Origin of the sequence: Ectobacillus antri, assembly GCF_003852715.1 — a bacterium.
Taxonomy (GTDB): domain Bacteria; phylum Bacillota; class Bacilli; order Bacillales; family Bacillaceae_G; genus Ectobacillus; species Ectobacillus antri.
Genome location: NZ_RIAV01000002.1, coordinates 102,303 through 118,273 on the forward strand (window position 1 = coordinate 102,303; position 15,971 = coordinate 118,273).

General features: G+C 38.9%; 17 protein-coding genes, 1 pseudogene and 2 other annotated features (1 of these 20 only partly in view). Of the genes and pseudogenes, 15 read left to right on the forward strand and 3 right to left on the reverse strand.

From position 1 onward, the window contains the following. Window positions 1-16 precede the first annotated feature (16 nt). The 8 genes from udk (at window position 17) to EEJ45_RS02970 (ending at window position 7,608) form a co-directional block, all read left to right on the forward strand. Complete coding sequence (gene udk, locus EEJ45_RS02935; protein WP_124563297.1) at window positions 17-655, forward strand: uridine kinase; 639 nt, start codon at window positions 17-19, stop codon at window positions 653-655. 154 nt (window positions 656-809) lie between these two features. After that, window positions 810-1,286 (forward strand): transcription elongation factor GreA, encoded by a 477-nt coding sequence (gene greA / locus EEJ45_RS02940; RefSeq protein ID WP_124563298.1) that lies wholly within the window; start codon window positions 810-812, stop codon window positions 1,284-1,286. 50 nt (window positions 1,287-1,336) lie between these two features. After that, window positions 1,337-3,076, forward strand: a complete 1,740-nt coding sequence (locus tag EEJ45_RS02945; RefSeq protein WP_124563299.1) for a peptidoglycan D,D-transpeptidase FtsI family protein — start codon at window positions 1,337-1,339, stop codon at window positions 3,074-3,076. Window positions 3,077-3,176: 100 nt separating this feature from the next. Next, window positions 3,177-3,785, forward strand: a complete 609-nt coding sequence (locus EEJ45_RS02950) for a YrrS family protein (protein ID WP_164464185.1) — start codon at window positions 3,177-3,179, stop codon at window positions 3,783-3,785. A gap of 330 nt (window positions 3,786-4,115) precedes the next feature. Next, window positions 4,116-4,754 carry a class I SAM-dependent methyltransferase gene (locus tag EEJ45_RS02955; protein WP_124563301.1) on the forward strand — a complete coding sequence of 213 codons (639 nt, stop codon included), beginning with the start codon at window positions 4,116-4,118 and terminating at the stop codon, window positions 4,752-4,754. A gap of 17 nt (window positions 4,755-4,771) precedes the next feature. Next, on the forward strand, window positions 4,772-5,464 hold the full coding sequence (mtnN, locus tag EEJ45_RS02960) for a 5'-methylthioadenosine/S-adenosylhomocysteine nucleosidase (RefSeq protein ID WP_124563302.1): 693 nt from the start codon (window positions 4,772-4,774) through the stop codon (window positions 5,462-5,464). Between the two features lie 87 nt (window positions 5,465-5,551). Next, window positions 5,552-6,475: a PLP-dependent cysteine synthase family protein gene (locus tag EEJ45_RS02965; RefSeq protein WP_124563303.1), complete on the forward strand. Its 924-nt coding sequence runs from the start codon at window positions 5,552-5,554 to the stop codon at window positions 6,473-6,475. Then, window positions 6,475-7,608 (forward strand): bifunctional cystathionine gamma-lyase/homocysteine desulfhydrase, encoded by a 1,134-nt coding sequence (locus EEJ45_RS02970; RefSeq protein ID WP_124563304.1) that lies wholly within the window; start codon window positions 6,475-6,477, stop codon window positions 7,606-7,608. The genes EEJ45_RS02965 and EEJ45_RS02970 overlap by 1 nt, the downstream gene beginning before the upstream one ends. A gap of 14 nt (window positions 7,609-7,622) precedes the next feature. On the opposite strand, the gene EEJ45_RS02975 is transcribed toward EEJ45_RS02970, so the two are convergent. Beyond that, window positions 7,623-7,835: a hypothetical protein gene (locus EEJ45_RS02975; RefSeq protein WP_124563305.1), complete on the reverse strand. Its 213-nt coding sequence runs from the start codon at window positions 7,833-7,835 to the stop codon at window positions 7,623-7,625. A 375-nt stretch (window positions 7,836-8,210) separates the two neighbouring features. Between EEJ45_RS02975 and EEJ45_RS02980 the strand changes: the two genes are divergently transcribed. Continuing rightward, entirely contained in the window at window positions 8,211-8,444 is a 234-nt protein-coding gene (locus EEJ45_RS02980) for a YrhC family protein (RefSeq protein ID WP_124563306.1), read from the forward strand. Between the two features lie 64 nt (window positions 8,445-8,508). Here the strand turns inward: EEJ45_RS02980 and EEJ45_RS02985 are convergent, their stop codons facing one another. Then, a complete protein-coding gene (locus EEJ45_RS02985; RefSeq protein WP_124563307.1) occupies window positions 8,509-9,441 on the reverse strand; it encodes a DUF4097 family beta strand repeat-containing protein in 933 nt (310 codons plus the stop codon). A 317-nt stretch (window positions 9,442-9,758) separates the two neighbouring features. Between EEJ45_RS02985 and EEJ45_RS02990 the strand changes: the two genes are divergently transcribed. Then, entirely contained in the window at window positions 9,759-10,943 is a 1,185-nt protein-coding gene (locus EEJ45_RS02990; RefSeq protein ID WP_124563308.1) for a hypothetical protein, read from the forward strand. A 41-nt stretch (window positions 10,944-10,984) separates the two neighbouring features. Further along, entirely contained in the window at window positions 10,985-11,437 is a 453-nt protein-coding gene (locus tag EEJ45_RS02995) for a hypothetical protein (RefSeq protein ID WP_124563309.1), read from the forward strand. 12 nt (window positions 11,438-11,449) lie between these two features. On the opposite strand, the gene EEJ45_RS03000 is transcribed toward EEJ45_RS02995, so the two are convergent. Next, window positions 11,450-12,046, reverse strand: coding sequence for a TetR/AcrR family transcriptional regulator (locus tag EEJ45_RS03000; protein WP_124563310.1), 597 nt, complete (start codon window positions 12,044-12,046; stop codon window positions 11,450-11,452). A gap of 143 nt (window positions 12,047-12,189) precedes the next feature. On the opposite strand from EEJ45_RS03000, the gene EEJ45_RS03005 reads away from it, so the two are divergent. The 4 genes and pseudogenes from EEJ45_RS03005 to EEJ45_RS03020 all read left to right on the forward strand — a co-directional run bounded on the left by EEJ45_RS03005 (window position 12,190) and on the right by EEJ45_RS03020 (window position 15,456). Then, entirely contained in the window at window positions 12,190-13,071 is an 882-nt protein-coding gene (locus EEJ45_RS03005; RefSeq protein WP_124563311.1) for an ABC transporter ATP-binding protein, read from the forward strand. Then, on the forward strand, window positions 13,068-13,874 hold the full coding sequence (locus tag EEJ45_RS03010; protein ID WP_124563312.1) for an ABC transporter permease subunit: 807 nt from the start codon (window positions 13,068-13,070) through the stop codon (window positions 13,872-13,874). Before EEJ45_RS03005 ends, EEJ45_RS03010 begins: the two co-directional genes overlap by 4 nt. A 42-nt stretch (window positions 13,875-13,916) precedes the next feature. Beyond that, a pseudogene (locus EEJ45_RS03015) lies at window positions 13,917-14,231 on the forward strand (TIGR00366 family protein); the annotation flags it as partial. Window positions 14,232-14,289: 58 nt separating this feature from the next. Next, entirely contained in the window at window positions 14,290-15,456 is a 1,167-nt protein-coding gene (locus EEJ45_RS03020) for a M20 family metallopeptidase (RefSeq protein WP_281274441.1), read from the forward strand. A 69-nt stretch (window positions 15,457-15,525) separates the two neighbouring features. After that, window positions 15,526-15,752: a binding site (T-box leader), on the forward strand. A 212-nt stretch (window positions 15,753-15,964) separates the two neighbouring features. Then, window positions 15,965-15,971, forward strand: a binding site (T-box leader) (it continues 217 nt past the right edge of the window).

A 15,971-nucleotide genomic window follows, 5' to 3' on the forward strand; every position in this document is an offset into this window, starting at 1 on the left:
AAGAGTGGTACGATTAATGGGGAAGAAAAAACCGGTTGTAATTGGGATCGCGGGAGGTTCTGGTTCGGGAAAAACGAGTGTGACAAAAGCCATTTTTGATCAATTCAAAGGCCACTCCATTTTAATGCTGGAGCAGGATTATTATTATAAAGATCAAAGTAACTTGCCGTTTGAAGAAAGATTAAAAACCAACTATGATCATCCGTTAGCGTTTGATAATGATTTATTAATTGAACATATTAAACAGTTGTTGCAATATAAACCAATTGAAAAGCCTGTATATGATTATAAAATTCATACTCGTTCTGCTGAAGTAATTCCTGTAGAACCGAAGGATGTTATTATTCTAGAAGGCATTCTTGTACTTGAGGATAAACGTCTGCGTGATTTAATGGACATTAAATTGTTTGTTGATACAGATGCGGATATTCGCATTTTGCGTCGGATGCAACGTGATATTGAAGAGCGTGGTCGCACTATGGACTCCGTTATTGAACAGTATGTGAATGTTGTACGTCCTATGCATAATCAATTTATTGAACCATCCAAGAAATATGCGGATATTATTATCCCAGAAGGTGGCCAAAATCATGTTGCCATCGATTTAATGGTAACAAAAATTGGGACAATCCTTGAACAAATTACAGTTTTGTAATAGTATAGAAAAAGACGTCCATTAGAAGGGATTTCATTCCCGTATAGCGAATAAAATGGAGCATACAAGCCTCACCCGGAAACGGGTGAGGATGTCTTTATATGGAACAACTCCTCCGTGCGAGGAATCGGCATACATAAAAGGAGTGGAAAACATGGCAATGGAAAAAACGTATCCAATGACACAAGCAGGAAAAGAAAAACTAGAACAGGAACTAGAATATTTAAAGACGGTAAGACGTAAAGAGGTTGTTGAGCGCATTAAAATTGCACGTAGCTTTGGCGATCTTTCTGAGAACTCTGAGTATGATGCAGCAAAAGATGAGCAAGCATTCGTTGAGGGTCGTGTAACACAAATTGAAAACATGATTCGCAATGCGGTTATTATTGAAGAAAATGCAGAAACATCTTCTGTTGTAACACTTGGTAAATCAGTGACTTTTGTAGAGTTACCTGATGGAGAAGAAGAAACATATACAATTGTGGGAAGTGCGGAAGCAGATCCGTTTGAAGGTAAAATTTCCAATGATTCTCCAATTGCAAGAAGTGTTCTTGGTAAACAAATAGGTGATGAAGTAATAGTACAAACACCGGGCGGAGATATGAAAGTAAAAATTGTTTCTGTAAAATAAAAGTATGAAATATAAAACACCTCGTCAACACTGTTGACGAGGTGTTTTATATGCAAAAAAAACGTATATATATATTTCTTATTTGTATAGCAGGCGGAATGATGCTTTTGCTAGCGAGGCTGGTGCAAATTCAGTTATTTGAAACGGAATCATTTTCTAAGCGGAATATAAATTTGTTAGAAGAAAGTGTTATGCAACGTGTACATGCTGTATCTATACATGATGGTAGAGGCAGTTTTGTGGACCGAACAGGTAAACATCTAGTGGACGATGTGCATGGCAGTGTGGTGTTATTTCCTTTTCTAAAGTATGTAGATTGGCCAGTAGAGCAATTGGCACATATTTTAGATATTTCCCCTCAACACATTATGCTACAACTTACACAGAAGCCGGTTATATTAAAGCAGAATGGAAAAGTGTTGCAGTTATCTGCAAAGCAAGTAGAGGATATAAATCATCTTAAAGTACCGGGGGTAGTTGCTGTTTACGCCAAAACCGGTGGAGCAGTAACTGCAGACCATCTCATCGGTATTACAGGACAAAATGACACGCAGGTCCGGGCACGATATGGAAATAAAATACAGGAAGGGGTTATATCGCCGCATACTCCTATTGGTATATCTGGGCTGCAGCGTGCCTTTGATGAATTTTTAGTAACAAGCGGAGAGTCAAAGTTATTGTATCATGTGGATCGAACAGGTGAGCCGATGTTTGGAAAAACAGTGAAGTATAGTAGTACGGCAAATCCCTTTTATCCGCTTGTCATTCGTACAACCTTAGATAAAGAATTACAACAACTAGCTGAGAAAGTAGTAGATGACTCTGGAATGAAAAAAGGTGGTCTTGTTCTATTGGATGTGCAAAGCGGTGAAATTTTGGCAATGGTAAGCAAACCGAGTCTTGCTACATATTCTCAGCACGCATATACCAGAGGAGCTAAAAATCAAATGCTTTCTGCTCATATTCCGGGTTCTGTTTTTAAAACTGTAGTAGCTGCTGCTGCAATTGATAAAAGAAAAACAAGCGGTGCGTTTAATTGTGACCAGGATTTATATGGAGAAGGTCCGCCAGAACACGAAATGGGGATGTTAACATTTAAAGAGAGTTTTGCACAGAGCTGTAACTATACGTTTGCAAAGATTGCTTCTGAACTAATCAAAGAGGACGAAGATGTTCTAGAGAGATATGCGAAGATGCTAGGATTGTCTCAAACTGTGGGATGGAAGGGAAATGTCTTTCATTTTACCGAATTTAAGCAATTTCCTGAGGAAGAAGCGAGGCAAATTTGGAAGGAGCAATCAGACAAACATATTAATAAGGCAATTGCACAGACTGCGATTGGTCAAAAAAATGTTCGGGTTTCTCCGCTTGCAGTCGCTAATATGATGGCAACAATTGCACGCGGGGGACAGACCATTGAGGTAACCGCCGTTAAAGAAATTCAGTATAAAAATGGCGCTGTTATGCATGCATTTCCTGTACATGAAGTACAGTCGCAATTGAGTCAACGTGTTATGGAACAATTACAGCAGCTTCTGCGAAGTGTTGTTACTTCCTCAAAAGGAACGGGTAAACGATACCAAAGTCTTCCTGTCACAGTCGCAGGTAAGAGTGGCACTGCAGAAACGGGGAATGATGATTATGTAAATCGTTGGTTTGCAGGTTATTTTCCTTACGAAGCACCTCGATATGCGCTGGTGAGCGTAGAACTGTATACGAACGAAGTTGACAATTTAGCAGGGAAAGTATTTGCAGATTATGTAGAAGCAATCGCTAACAAGGGTATGTAACAAATGTTTTTGTTTTATAACAATCGACAAAATTTTATTCAACCTCTTTCAAAATAGTGCTACAATGAACGTTGAATGATTGTTGATGGAGGTTGTAAACATGCCGCAGTTAGAAGACAATTCAAGATTGCAAACAAAAAGACAAAAACGCCGAAAAGCATGGTTTTTAAACATATTTATCGGAATTGTGTTGCTTGCAGCTGTTACAGTTGCATATCAAATCTTTTTTGCCGCACCGGTGGCAAAAGAACAAGCATCGAAAAAAGAGGTAACAAAGAAGGAAGAGTCAAAGAAAGAACAAGCACCGAAAAAAGAGGGTTCTTCTAAATCTAAGCCAAAAGAAACAGTAACTGAAAATCCGGCACCTGTCGTAGAAGATCAGAAGGTACAAGTTCCTGAGTCTCAAAGTCCTGGTGTTGCAGAAGCATATACAAATCCTTCTTGGAAGCCAATTGGTACTGTACAAAGTGAGCCCCATGTTACCAAATTTGATTCTTCTTCTCAAGACTGGAAAGAGATGACCCAGGCCATTTCTTATGCGCTTGATATTCCTGCAGATACATTAACTATTTTGTTCCTTGGCAATAATGGTCCAAATAAAGCGATTGGAACGGTGCAGGCAAAGGATACAAAAGAAAGATTCAAAGTATATATTGAATGGGTAGAAGGACAAGGTTGGCAACCGACACTGGTTCATAAATTAATGTAAGACGAGCATATTAACTTGCTCGTCTTTTTTATGTAATGGCTGTGTTAAAGCCTGATACTCAGTTAATTAGAGTAGAGGGATTGAGACGCCTATGGAAACAGCGAATGTCCCTGACCGCCCGTAGAAAGCCATCCCTATAATGGAAATTCACAACGAACTTGTATAAACTGTCTAGCTCCTTGGTTCAGAGAACTTCTGTTCTTTGGGACTAAACGAGCTGTTTCAGCTTTTCTCATTTGGAAAAGAATTCATAGTATGGATAAGTTGACTTTTGAAGCAAATCAGCATATTATACTGATAAATCCGATAAGAAAAAGGGGAATTAGCATAATGGGAACAGAGTTTAATCAACTATTTGATGAATGGGCACATACTTATGATTCTTTCGTTGCGGGAGAAGACGATGAATATAAAGAAGTATTTTCTAATTATGAAGCAATTTTAAATGATGTTGTCGCAAAATCTACAGGCACAGTATTAGAATTTGGTGTCGGCACTGGAAACTTAACAAATAAATTATTAGAGGCAGGCCATCGTGTGTACGGTATTGAGCCATCTAAAGAAATGCGTGCAATCGCCAAACAAAAGCTACCGAAGCATGTTTCTGTAAGCGAAGGTGATTTTTTAGACTTTCATGTACCTGAACAGGTCGATACAATTGTAAGTACGTATGCGTTTCACCATCTAGTGGATGAAGAGAAGAATACAGCTGTAGAGAAGTATGGGCAAATGCTTCGAAAAGGTGGTAAAATAGTATTCGCCGATACGATATTCATAAATCAAGAAGCATTTGACAAGACTGTTGAAGAAGCAATTGCGAAGGGATATCATAATTTGGCAAAAGATTTGCAATCGGAATACTATACACGTATCCCGATTATGGAAGCTATCTTTACAAATAATGGCTTTACAGTCAACTTTACACGTTATAATCATTTTGTTTGGGTGATGGAGGCTGTAAAGAACTAAGAAAGAGGGATTACGTTTTGAAAATTGCAGTCATTGGAGCAATGGAAGAAGAAGTACGCATTTTACGTGAGCAGCTAGAAGGTGCTCGTACAGAGACTGTAGCTGGATGCGAGTTCACATTGGGACAGCTTGCAGAACATGAAGTGGTATTGCTTAAGTCTGGAATTGGTAAAGTAAATGCCGCAATGTCTACAACAATTTTGCTTGAGCGTTATCAACCTGAAAAAATTATTAATACAGGCTCAGCAGGCGGATTTCATCATGCGTTGAATGTAGGAGATGTTGTAATTTCTACAGAAGTACGTCATCACGATGTAGATGTGACTGCCTTTAATTACGAATACGGACAAGTTCCAGGTATGCCAGCAGCCTTTAAAGCAGATGAAGAGCTTGTAGCACTTGCAGAGCGCTGCATGAAGATGAGCGGTGTGCAGGCTGTAAAAGGAACAATCGCAACGGGTGACTCCTTTATGAATGATCCGGCGCGCGTAGATTATATTCGCGGCAAGTTTGCTGATTTATATGCTGTTGAAATGGAAGCGGCAGCTGTAGCACAAGTGTGTCATCAATATGAAGTACCGTTTGTCATTGTCCGTGCACTGTCCGATATTGCTGGAAAAGAATCACATGTTTCCTTTGATCAGTTTCTAGATCAAGCAGCACGCCATTCTACGGCATTTATTGTGAACATGCTGAACGAATTGAAGTAAGAGTGAGAGAAGCAACTGTCACATGAAAAGGTCTGGCAGTTGCTTCTTTACGGGAAGAGGAATTCCTTCATAATGGAGGTTGAATAGATGAAGGTGTATAAAAACGTGCATGAGTTAATTGGTAATACACCGCTTGTTGAGATTACAAGTTTTCCGCTCCCAAAGGATGTGCGGTTATTTGCAAAGCTTGAGTTTTTTAATCCCGGCGGTAGTGTAAAAGATCGACTTGGTAAGCACTTGATTGAAGATGCTTTAGCAAAAGGTCTTATTGCGCCAGGTGGCACAATCATTGAGCCAACGGCTGGTAATACAGGAATTGGTTTAGCGCTTGCGGCGCAACAATATGGATTGCGCGTGCTTGTATGCGTACCGGAAAAGTTTAGTGTGGAAAAGCAGGACTTAATGCGTGCATTAGGTGCAACTGTCGTTAATACGCCAACAGAGCAGGGGATGACAGGTGCAATCGCAAAAGCGAGGGAATTGTTACAGGAAATTCCGAACTCATATTGTCCGCAACAATTTGCGAATGACGCAAATCCAATCACGTATTATCATACGTTAGGACCTGAATTGTGGCGAGATTTAGACGGTAAAATAGACATCTTTGTTGCAGGCGCAGGTACAGGTGGTACATTTATGGGAACTGCTCAATATTTAAAAGAGAAAAATGTCAATGTAAAAACAGTGATTGTCGAGCCTGAGGGGTCCATCTTGAACGGCGGAGAGCCTGGCTCGCATGCAACAGAGGGAATTGGTATGGAATTCTTGCCGCCTTTTATGGATCAATCATATTTTAATAGCATTCATACTGTATTAGACAAAGATGCATTTCGTCGTGTAAAGGAGCTAGCACAGCAAGAAGGATTGTTGGTGGGAAGTTCTTCCGGGGCTGCATTACATGCCAGTTTACAAGAAGCAGAACAGGCAAAGCCGGGTACACATATTGTGACTATTTTCCCGGACAGTAGCGAACGTTATTTAAGTAAACGAATATATAAGGGGTGGGAATAATGAAGGCAAAAACAAAATTAATTCATGGTATTCATATAGGAGACCCTTTGACGGGTGCGGTAACAGTACCTATTTACCAAACGAGTACGTATAAACAAGAAGCGATTGGAAAACATAAAGGTTATGAATATTCTCGTACTGGTAATCCAACTCGTAATGCACTAGAAGACATGATGGCAGTCATTGAAAACGGTCATGCTGGTTTTGCATTCGGTTCTGGGATGGCAGCAATTACGGCAGTAATGATGCTATTTTCAAGCGGTGATCATGTTGTTTTAACAGATGATGTATATGGCGGCACATATCGTGTGATGTCTAAAGTATTAAATCGTTTTGGTATCGAGCATACTTTTGTTGACACAACAAACTTGGCTGAAGTAGAAGCTGCCATTCGTCCGAACACAAAAGCGATTTATATTGAGACGCCGACAAATCCATTGCTAAAAGTCACTGATATTGGTGAAGTGTCTGCACTTGCTAAGGCACACAATTTACTAACAATTGTAGATAATACATTTATGACACCATATTGGCAAACACCAATTTCTTTAGGAGCGGACATCGTTCTTCATAGCGCCACAAAATACCTGGGGGGTCATAGTGACGTTGTAGCGGGTGTTGTTGTAGTAAATTCCGAGGAATTGGCACAAGACCTTCATTTTGTTCAAAACTCTACAGGTGGCGTTTTGGGGCCGCAAGATAGCTGGTTGTTGCTTCGCGGTTTGAAAACACTGGGTGTACGTATGCAAGAGCATGAAGCAAACGCACATGCGATTGTAAAATTCTTGCAAAATCATCCGAAAGTAACAAAGGTATACTATCCTGGTATAGAAAATCATCCCAATCATGATGTAGCTAAAAAACAAGCAGAAGGATTTGGGGCTATCGTTTCTTTTGATGTAGACAGCGAAGAAACATTAACAAATCTTATGGAACGTCTGCAGTACTTTACGTTGGCAGAGAGTCTTGGAGCAGTAGAAAGCTTAATTTCTGTTCCTTCTAAAATGACACATGCGTCTATTCCGGCAGACCGTCGTGCCGAACTTGGCATCACGGATACATTAATTCGAATCTCAATTGGAATTGAAGACGGAGAAGATTTAATTGAAGATTTGACGCAGGCATTGTCATAAGCAGAAAAGACACCTTAAATGGTGTCTTTTTTTTGCTTTTGTAATCTTTTATATCCTTTAATGATAACTATGCTTCCAATAGTCTCTAAAAATACAATCGATAAATAGGGAGCAAGTATATAGTAAATAGCAGTGCCGATAGCCACAGCAACGATGAAAAATGTTTTTAGTTTGGAGGAATGAATTACATACATTCTAAATTTCTGTTTGCTATGGTTGTACATCATTTTTTCCTCCCCTCTATGCATTATATGTTGTCCTAATATTTCTATGAAAACAGTTGGTTATATTGGTTGAATTTACTTGATTAAAAGGATAGTAGAGTATGTTACAGTAGAGATAGAAGAACAAGCATTCTTTTGATAATGGCTGTGTTAAAGCCTAATGTTGCTAATTGGCACTTGTTCATGGAGTCTCCCTGACCCCCTGCGGAAAGCGAATTCCCCTAACGGAAATCAACAACGAACTTTAGCAAAGTCTGGATAATAGAGAAGAAATGACCGAGTCAGACCATAAATATGAAGTAAGTTATCTCGGTATCTTGCTTCTTGACTGTTTACATGTGTGGAAAACAATATGAACCGATATAGGTGGTGTTAGGAATGAAACAATTGCGTCAAAAAATAGATGACTATACCCGTTTTGCTCAGGTTTTGTTAGCGCTAAGTACCATTTTGATGACAGGCTTACTTATTCCAAATGGTGATAAGGAAGCATTGCAGCTGTATGTGATGATGGGAGCTATTATCCTGTTTTTATTAGTTGCATTTGGCTTGTTTTATCAAGTAAAAAAACTGCGTGAGCAATTGGATGAAGTAGAAGAAACGCTCCGTTAATAAGGCTAACGAAGCGTTTCCTCCCCCGTATATATGTAAGAACACTACTTGTTATATGGCAAAATTAATGAAATAAGAAGTTACCGGAATCGCTCTTGATCTTAATGACAGGTCCATTTTCCCCTGCGCTTGCACGTAGGCGATGGGGAGTTTGTTCTTGGTATTGAAGAGAAGAACCTTGTACATTGTAGGTACCGGATTTACTTGTAACACGAAATTGAACGGCAGGAACATTGGTGGCTGCAATTTCTGTATCACCGCTTTCGCTATAGATACTAATCGGGTTAGTTAACTCTCGCTGCTTAAACAGAGTATCTCCAGATTTTGTTTGGATTACGGTACTGCCTTTGATTTCACGAAGTTTGATATCTCCTGATATAGATGAGATATGAATGTTCTCATTCTGAATAAAGTCAGCAATTATATCGCCTGATTTTGTATCAAGTTTTGTGTGTGTAACAAGTGCTGACGTTAAAGCGAGATCTCCTTGTTTAGTTTGAAGGTTGATTGTTTCCCCTGAAATATTTTTTATACGAACAGCACCTGTATTTGTTACCGCAACGAGTTTTTTTGTCTGTAAGCTGTCGCCGTGTATGCCACCGCTATTCGTTTTGAGGGTAAGGGTCTCATAGATTTTTTGTGGGATTTGCAATTCGACTTGGACATTGTTTATGTGAAAACCAATGGCCCATTTCTTTTTTTCTTTAATATTTATCTGCAATTTATCACCAGATGGCAACATGTGAATAGCGAAGCGATCTTTGTGTGTATCGGAAATCTTCCCCGTTAAAGTGGCGACAATTTGCTGCTGGTTGCTTGTAGGAGTAATATGAATATCCGCTGAATCAGTATGTACTTCTATTTGTGTAACCTGATTTGCATTTACGCTTTTGGTGGTTTCAACGGAATGGGTGTTTGTGGACATTGTTGCAATTTCTTCAAAGAAGAGAAAATATACAATCCACCCTATAATACCAAAGAAAGCTAATGTAGTCATAACCCGTATAATCCTCAATATAAATCCTCACTTTCGTTCTTTATAATGAATGCTATGTTATAAAGAGAGATAAAATAATAGCATACTTAAATTTTATAACACATGTTATATATTCGTATAGTACTAATGGGAATATTGAATATATCATACATTTTTTGTATAATTAAAGGGTGGAATCGTGTAAAAATTAAGAAAATGATTCTGGATAAAATCTATGAATATATTTGCTCCTTCTGTATAGGTAAATAAAGCACATATAGGATATGATTTAGAAATAACAAAGTAGGTTTTATCTTAAAATAAGAAAGGAATTCTTCATGAACAGCATACAGCAAGCAATACGCACCATTGTAAAAAAAATGAAGAATGAAGATGTACAAGTGAGATTACAAGCCATAATGGCTATACAAAGACTCGATCTTGCTATTGTAAACACGTCCATTTTACGGCGTGTTATAAAAGAAGCCGCATCCTCATTTCCCAAATCGGTTGCAAAATGGGATGATCCTTGTGCACAATTATTGCAGTTCGTTTGTCAGTATGAAGATGAAGCTTTATTGCCTTTGCTTACAAGATACTACCCAAGGTTCAGTTCCGCAGGTCAAGACTTAGTCATGCTATATGCTTGCCGCCTAGGACCCAAAAAAGCGAAAAGCAGCATGCTTTATATGCTACAAATGTATATTCCAACACAGCAGGTCCGCTTGCCTGTTTCTGAACTTATGATGCAACCGTCTTGGTTATCTGAATTAGTTCCAATGTGTATATCTTATATAGATGATCCTTATTATAGTTTTGCTTTTCATCAATTACTTGAAGCAGCATTAGAAATAGGTGCTTTTTCTATTCAACAACATGAAGTACGTTATCAGATATATGAAAAGTATAAGAAACTTCTCTACAGTATTATGGAGTACAATGAGGCCTATTCTGAGGTGTTTGTATATCACGCATGGCGTGCAAGTTATTTGGCTGTTCGAACCGAATTATGTTTGTATATTCGTATGATGGGACATTGTACAAGGGAAGAAGTAGAAGCATTGCTCATGGAAACATTAAATTTGAAGGATCCTGTCATTCGCACATATGGTGTGTGCACCCTTATTCATTTAGGGATAGCTGTGGAGCAAGAGTGCTTGTTTTCTTGTGCAACCAATATAGAATCAGCTTATTTATTGTACACAGAGTTACACCGAAAGAACAAAGCATATCTGTATCCAATAGGGAATAAAATGGAACATTTAGTAAAAAGCTTTTTGTTTTACTACTTATTAGAACATGAAGAATGTGGAATGGTACCAAGTGACATAGAAGTTATGAGTGCAATGAAGCAGGAACAGTACACTAATGTAAAAGTCCGCTATCGTTTCGCTCATACAGATTGGCTACAAAAAGGATGGCTCATAGCTGAGATTATATTATTAAAAACTGAGCCAATTGAAGTATATACCGATTTTACATGTTTTGCTATAGAGGGTGAAACAAGTACAGGAGCGTTTTGAAGTCTTTCTATAGAACATATATTTAAGATGGAGGCAGCGCTATGAAAACAAAACGCGTCATGTATGGTGTTTTAATTGCTGCAATGACCTTGGGTGCATGCAGTGAAGAAAATCAACCAGAATATGTGCAACAACCGTATACACCAATTGAGCCAGCACCACCAGTACAGGAACCTACACCAATTGAGCCAGCACCACCAGTACAGGAACCTACACCAATTGAGCCAGCGCCAATAACAGAAACTGAGCCAGTACCTGAATTGCAGGAAGAAGAAGGTATCTCCGATTCATATGAAGCGTGTGGTTATTATGAGATAGAAGAAGATTTTGAGGTGTGTGAAGACGAATCCTCTCCATATTACAGTTATGTACATCACAATGGTTTGTTCTTTACGTCTTTAGCAGCAGCTTCTATGTACCGGACTAAATATGGTACAAGTGGTGGAACAGCACAAAAAGGATTTGGAACCGGTTCGCCAGGTTATGGAGGATAAGGCGAGGAGGTGTTAACCCTCGCTTTGTCGCAATATCCCGTAAAAGAACATATTTAAGAAGTCTTCAACTAAGGTTTCTATAGGAGAAGGCATTTTTTGAATGGTATCCAATTGGGTAAAGACCTGTGAGATCATATTAAGATAAAATAATAAGGTTTCATCACGTACAGAGGGACGAATAAGCTGCTTATCACGTCCTTCTGCAATGAGTTGAAATAAAAGTGGCATGGATTGCTCTTGCTGTTTTTTTAACATTTTTTCGCGAAATATATCGTCCATCTGCATGAGTTCGTTGAAAGTATGTAAGTCAATTACATGTGCGCTTTGTTTTTTTAATAAAATAATTTGCTTTAACTTCTCTTCAAAGGAGAGGCTCCCTGTAATGACTTCTTTAAATTGTTGTAATTGATGATCAACGACGCGTTCTGTTGCAACCTGTAACAATTTTTCTTTGCTTCCATAATAATTATAAATAGTTACTTGAGATACGCCGGCTTGCTTTGCAATGTCGGCTATTTTAATGTCTGCAAGCGGCAGTGGAAGCATGGCGGCTGCTACGTTTTCAATGCGTTCCATTTTTTGCTGTGTTCGTTTTGTAAAACCGTCCAATCCGGTCACCTCCCTTTTTATTGTACCATGTTTTGAAATATTTTATAACATTCATTTCAAAACCTATTTACATGTAAGATGAAAAGGAGTATATTAGTTTTGAAATAAGTTTTTATTTTTATTTCAAAAATGGGGGTGAAGACATGATTGTTTTAGAACAGGTAACGCGGAGCTTTTCAAATGGAAGAGGCATATTTGATGTGTCTTTGCAAGTGAGAAAAGGCGAAGTATTTGGTTTTATAGGTCCGAATGGGGCGGGGAAATCTACAACCATAAGACATCTCATGGGATTTATGAAAGCTGATTCGGGTAAAGCTACGATTTGCGGGCTTGATTGTTGGAATGATGCTACAACTGTGAAACGGAGTGTAGGATATTTACCAGGTGAAATTGCATTTATAGAAGGGATGACCGGTACCTCATTTTTAATGATGATGGACGGCATGAGAGCTATAGGTGATACGCGGCGTAAGTCAGAATTAATTGAGCGATTTGAATTTAATCCAGATACACCTATACGTAAAATGTCAAAGGGTATGAAGCAAAAAGTAGGAATCGTCGCTGCATTTATGCATGACCCGCAGGTTTATATTTTAGATGAACCGACTTCAGGTTTGGATCCGTTGATGCAACAAAGGTTTGTAGAATTAGTTTTAGAAGAGAAGCAACGTGGTAAAACAATCTTTATGTCTTCACATATGTTCCGCGAGATGGAAAAAACCTGCGACCGTGCAGCCATGATTAAGGATGGTCGTATCGTTATAGAAAATGATATGAAAACATTTCAGAGAGAAAAGAAGCAACGGTTTCATGTGACCTTACGAACCGAAGAAGATATAAAACGCTTATTAAGCTATCCGCAGGTAAAGAAATTAACTGATGCTACATGTGAAGTTTGTGTAGGTCATGATATAAAAAGCATGATTGATATGCTTCATGGTCTGGATATTGTTTCATTTCATGGTGTGGAGGAGAACTTAGAAGAGTTATTTTTACACTACTATAAAAGAGGTGAAAGCGTATGATGACTTTATATACAACAATGCTTACAAAATATAGCAAGGGTTTTCTAGGATATGCGCTTGGATCCTCTCTATTTTTGCTGTTCATCACGTTGTTGTTTCCAAACATACAAGAAGCCTTAAAAGCCAAAGCGGATATTATGAATACAATGCCTGAAGGAATGCTAGCTGCGTTCGGTCTTGAAAAGGGGCAGTTTATTTCAACTTTATTAGATTTATTGTCTGTTCAATATTACAGCATGTTATTTTTAATTTTACTTTCTATTTTTACAATAACTACAGCCTCTAAATTACTTGCACGTTTAGTGGAGCAGGGCAGTATGGCGTATATACTGGCTATGCCGATTAGTAGAGGCAAGGTAGCTGTTGCTATGATTCTTGTATATTTGAGCGGTCTATTTTTTATCATCGCAAGCAATTTTCTAATTAGCTTAGTGGGAGCTATGATTATTCAGTATGACTTGGATGTTATTCTTTTTTTTCAGCTTCATATGTTAGGCTTTTTATTGTTTTTTGCAATTGGTGGATATAGTTTTCTATGCTCAGCTTTGTTTACGGAGGAACGTCGCGTGCTCAGTGTTGCCGGTGGTTTCACCTTTTTGTTTTATGTGCTTCATATGATAGGGGGCATTAATAAAACGTATGAGGTGGCAAAATCGTTTTCTCTTTTTTCCTTGTACGAACCATCCACAATTTTAAAGGGGGACACAAATACGCTCGTAGCCGTACTGATTTTATTGCTTGTAGGTATGCTTGGATATGTAGCTTCTGTATATGTGTTTCAGCGAAAAGACCTGCTGCTGTAATGTGAAAGGATGCTTAATTTGGCATCCTTTTTATTTATATGAAATAATGAAATAACATTTCCTTTATTCACTTTTTTAAGCGCTGGCTTGGTTAATGTGTTTGTTCCATCCGGCGGGGGACAGTGGGCTGTGCAGGCTCCTATTATGATTCCAGCTGGCGCAGAGCTCGGTGTGCCTGCTGCAAAAACAGCGATGGCAATTGCTTGGGGTGATGCCTGGACAAATCTCATCCAACCGTTTTGGGCGCTTCCTGCATTAGCAATCGCAGGCTTGGGTGCGAGAGATATTATGGGCTTTTGTGTTATTAACTTGTTATATTCCGGTGTGATTATAGGTCTTTGCTTCTTGTTTTTATAATAATAATTCTGTATGTTTGAAATAGTTAAGTAAAACAAGGGCAGGAGTTGAAAACAAGATGAGCGCGGTAATGAATCGTGTTACAAAAGAACAATTGGTCGCATGGCGAAGATACTTACATATGAATCCGGAGTTATCCTTTCAAGAAGAGAATACATCGCAGTTTGTATATGAAACACTACAATCTTTTCCGCATGTAGAAGTAACGCGTCCTACTAAGTATAGTGTAATGGGCAGACTAATTGGTGCCAAATCAGGACCTGTATTGGCAATTCGAGCTGATATGGATGCTTTGGCAATTCAAGAGGAAAATGATTTTGCGTTTGTTTCACAAAAGCCAGGCGTGATGCATGCTTGCGGGCATGATGGACATACAGCTATGTTACTTGGAGCAGCGCAAGAGCTTGCGTACAGACGAGATGAACTTCAAGGAGAAGTTCGATTTTTGTTTCAGCACGCAGAAGAAGAATTCCCGGGCGGCGCGCAGGAGATGGTAGACAATGGTGTTATGGATGGCGTGGATTATGTGATAGGGGCGCATCTTTGGTCTCCCATCGAGGTGGGCAAAATTGGTATCGTATACGGCAAAATGATGGCATCTCCTGATGCATTTACGATTACGGTGTCTGGTAAGGGAGGACATGCAGGTATACCACACGAAACGGTAGACTGCTTAGCAATTGGTACGCAAATTGTATCCAATTTACAACATATTGTCTCACGCAATACCAACCCATTTGAGCCCCTTGTTGTATCTGTTACGCAATTTCATGCCGGTACAGCCCACAACGTAATACCAGATCATGCGACAATTGGTGGCACTGTCCGTACGATGAAACAAGAGCTGAGAGAAGAAACTGCAAAGCGTATTGAGCAAATTGTGAAAGGAATTACAGAAGCGCATGGTGCTTCCTATTCGTTTGATTTTATATACGGTTATCGACCTGTTGTAAATGCCGACGAGGTGACAAAACAGATTGAACAAACAGCAATAAAGTTATTTGGAAAAGAAGCTATTGTTTATCCAGAGCCTACAATGGGAGGAGAAGATTTTTCGGCATATTTACAAAAAGCGCCCGGCTGTTTTTTCTTCATCGGAGCGCGTAACGAGACGAAGGGAATTGTATATCCGCATCATCATCCACGCTTTACCATTGATGAGGATTCGTTACTTATGGGAACATCTTTATTTGTGCAAGCTGCATTTGACCTGTTGCAAAAATAACAAATCTTGTTGACAGATTACTAGAGAACATTTTATAATGAGTCCCATACTTAAAAAACCTTAATATTTATAAAAGCGATGAAGGGAACATAAGTAGGATTTGCCTCCCTATTCTAGAGAGCTGATGGTTGGTGAAAATCAGTATATAGGCAAATGTGAATTTCAGTCCCAGAGCATCTTTTTCGTAGTGAAGATACCTCATGAAGGAAAAGCCGGTCATATGATCGTTAACAAAGCAAAGAGGCGGAGTTTTTCCGCAATTAGGGTGGTACCGCTTATATCCATAAGTCCCTGTTGATACATCAGCAGGGACTTTTTGTTTTTAATTTTATATTGTATGTGATGAAGGGAATGTATAAGTGCAACAACTTTTTCAACATAACAGTGACAAAAGGACGACAGTGCAAGGATAGCTTGCTCTATGTATAGGGTCTCACAGGGTATTAGGTACTGACCATAATAATACAATGCTTGTTCTTTCGCTCATTTAAAAGGGATGTTGATTTTTTCGTTTG

What these genes read in the sequence shown, in the direction of transcription:
- EEJ45_RS02980 (WP_124563306.1), top strand. Translation starts at nt 8,211, where the DNA reads ATGAAACAATTGCGTCAAAAAATAGATGACTATACCCGTTTTGCTCAG.
- EEJ45_RS02985 (WP_124563307.1), bottom strand. Translation starts at nt 9,441, where the DNA reads ATGACTACATTAGCTTTCTTTGGTATTATAGGGTGGATTGTATATTTT.
- EEJ45_RS02965 (WP_124563303.1), top strand. Translation starts at nt 5,552, where the DNA reads ATGAAGGTGTATAAAAACGTGCATGAGTTAATTGGTAATACACCGCTT.
- EEJ45_RS02970 (WP_124563304.1), top strand. Translation starts at nt 6,475, where the DNA reads ATGAAGGCAAAAACAAAATTAATTCATGGTATTCATATAGGAGACCCT.
- EEJ45_RS03020 (WP_281274441.1), top strand. Translation starts at nt 14,290, where the DNA reads ATGAGCGCGGTAATGAATCGTGTTACAAAAGAACAATTGGTCGCATGG.
- udk (WP_124563297.1), top strand. Translation starts at nt 17, where the DNA reads ATGGGGAAGAAAAAACCGGTTGTAATTGGGATCGCGGGAGGTTCTGGT.
- greA (WP_124563298.1), top strand. Translation starts at nt 810, where the DNA reads ATGGCAATGGAAAAAACGTATCCAATGACACAAGCAGGAAAAGAAAAA.
- EEJ45_RS02995 (WP_124563309.1), top strand. Translation starts at nt 10,985, where the DNA reads ATGAAAACAAAACGCGTCATGTATGGTGTTTTAATTGCTGCAATGACC.
- EEJ45_RS02950 (WP_164464185.1), top strand. Translation starts at nt 3,177, where the DNA reads ATGCCGCAGTTAGAAGACAATTCAAGATTGCAAACAAAAAGACAAAAA.
- EEJ45_RS02955 (WP_124563301.1), top strand. Translation starts at nt 4,116, where the DNA reads ATGGGAACAGAGTTTAATCAACTATTTGATGAATGGGCACATACTTAT.
- EEJ45_RS02975 (WP_124563305.1), bottom strand. Translation starts at nt 7,835, where the DNA reads ATGATGTACAACCATAGCAAACAGAAATTTAGAATGTATGTAATTCAT.
- EEJ45_RS02945 (WP_124563299.1), top strand. Translation starts at nt 1,337, where the DNA reads ATGCAAAAAAAACGTATATATATATTTCTTATTTGTATAGCAGGCGGA.
- EEJ45_RS03010 (WP_124563312.1), top strand. Translation starts at nt 13,068, where the DNA reads ATGATGACTTTATATACAACAATGCTTACAAAATATAGCAAGGGTTTT.
- EEJ45_RS02990 (WP_124563308.1), top strand. Translation starts at nt 9,759, where the DNA reads ATGAACAGCATACAGCAAGCAATACGCACCATTGTAAAAAAAATGAAG.
- EEJ45_RS03005 (WP_124563311.1), top strand. Translation starts at nt 12,190, where the DNA reads ATGATTGTTTTAGAACAGGTAACGCGGAGCTTTTCAAATGGAAGAGGC.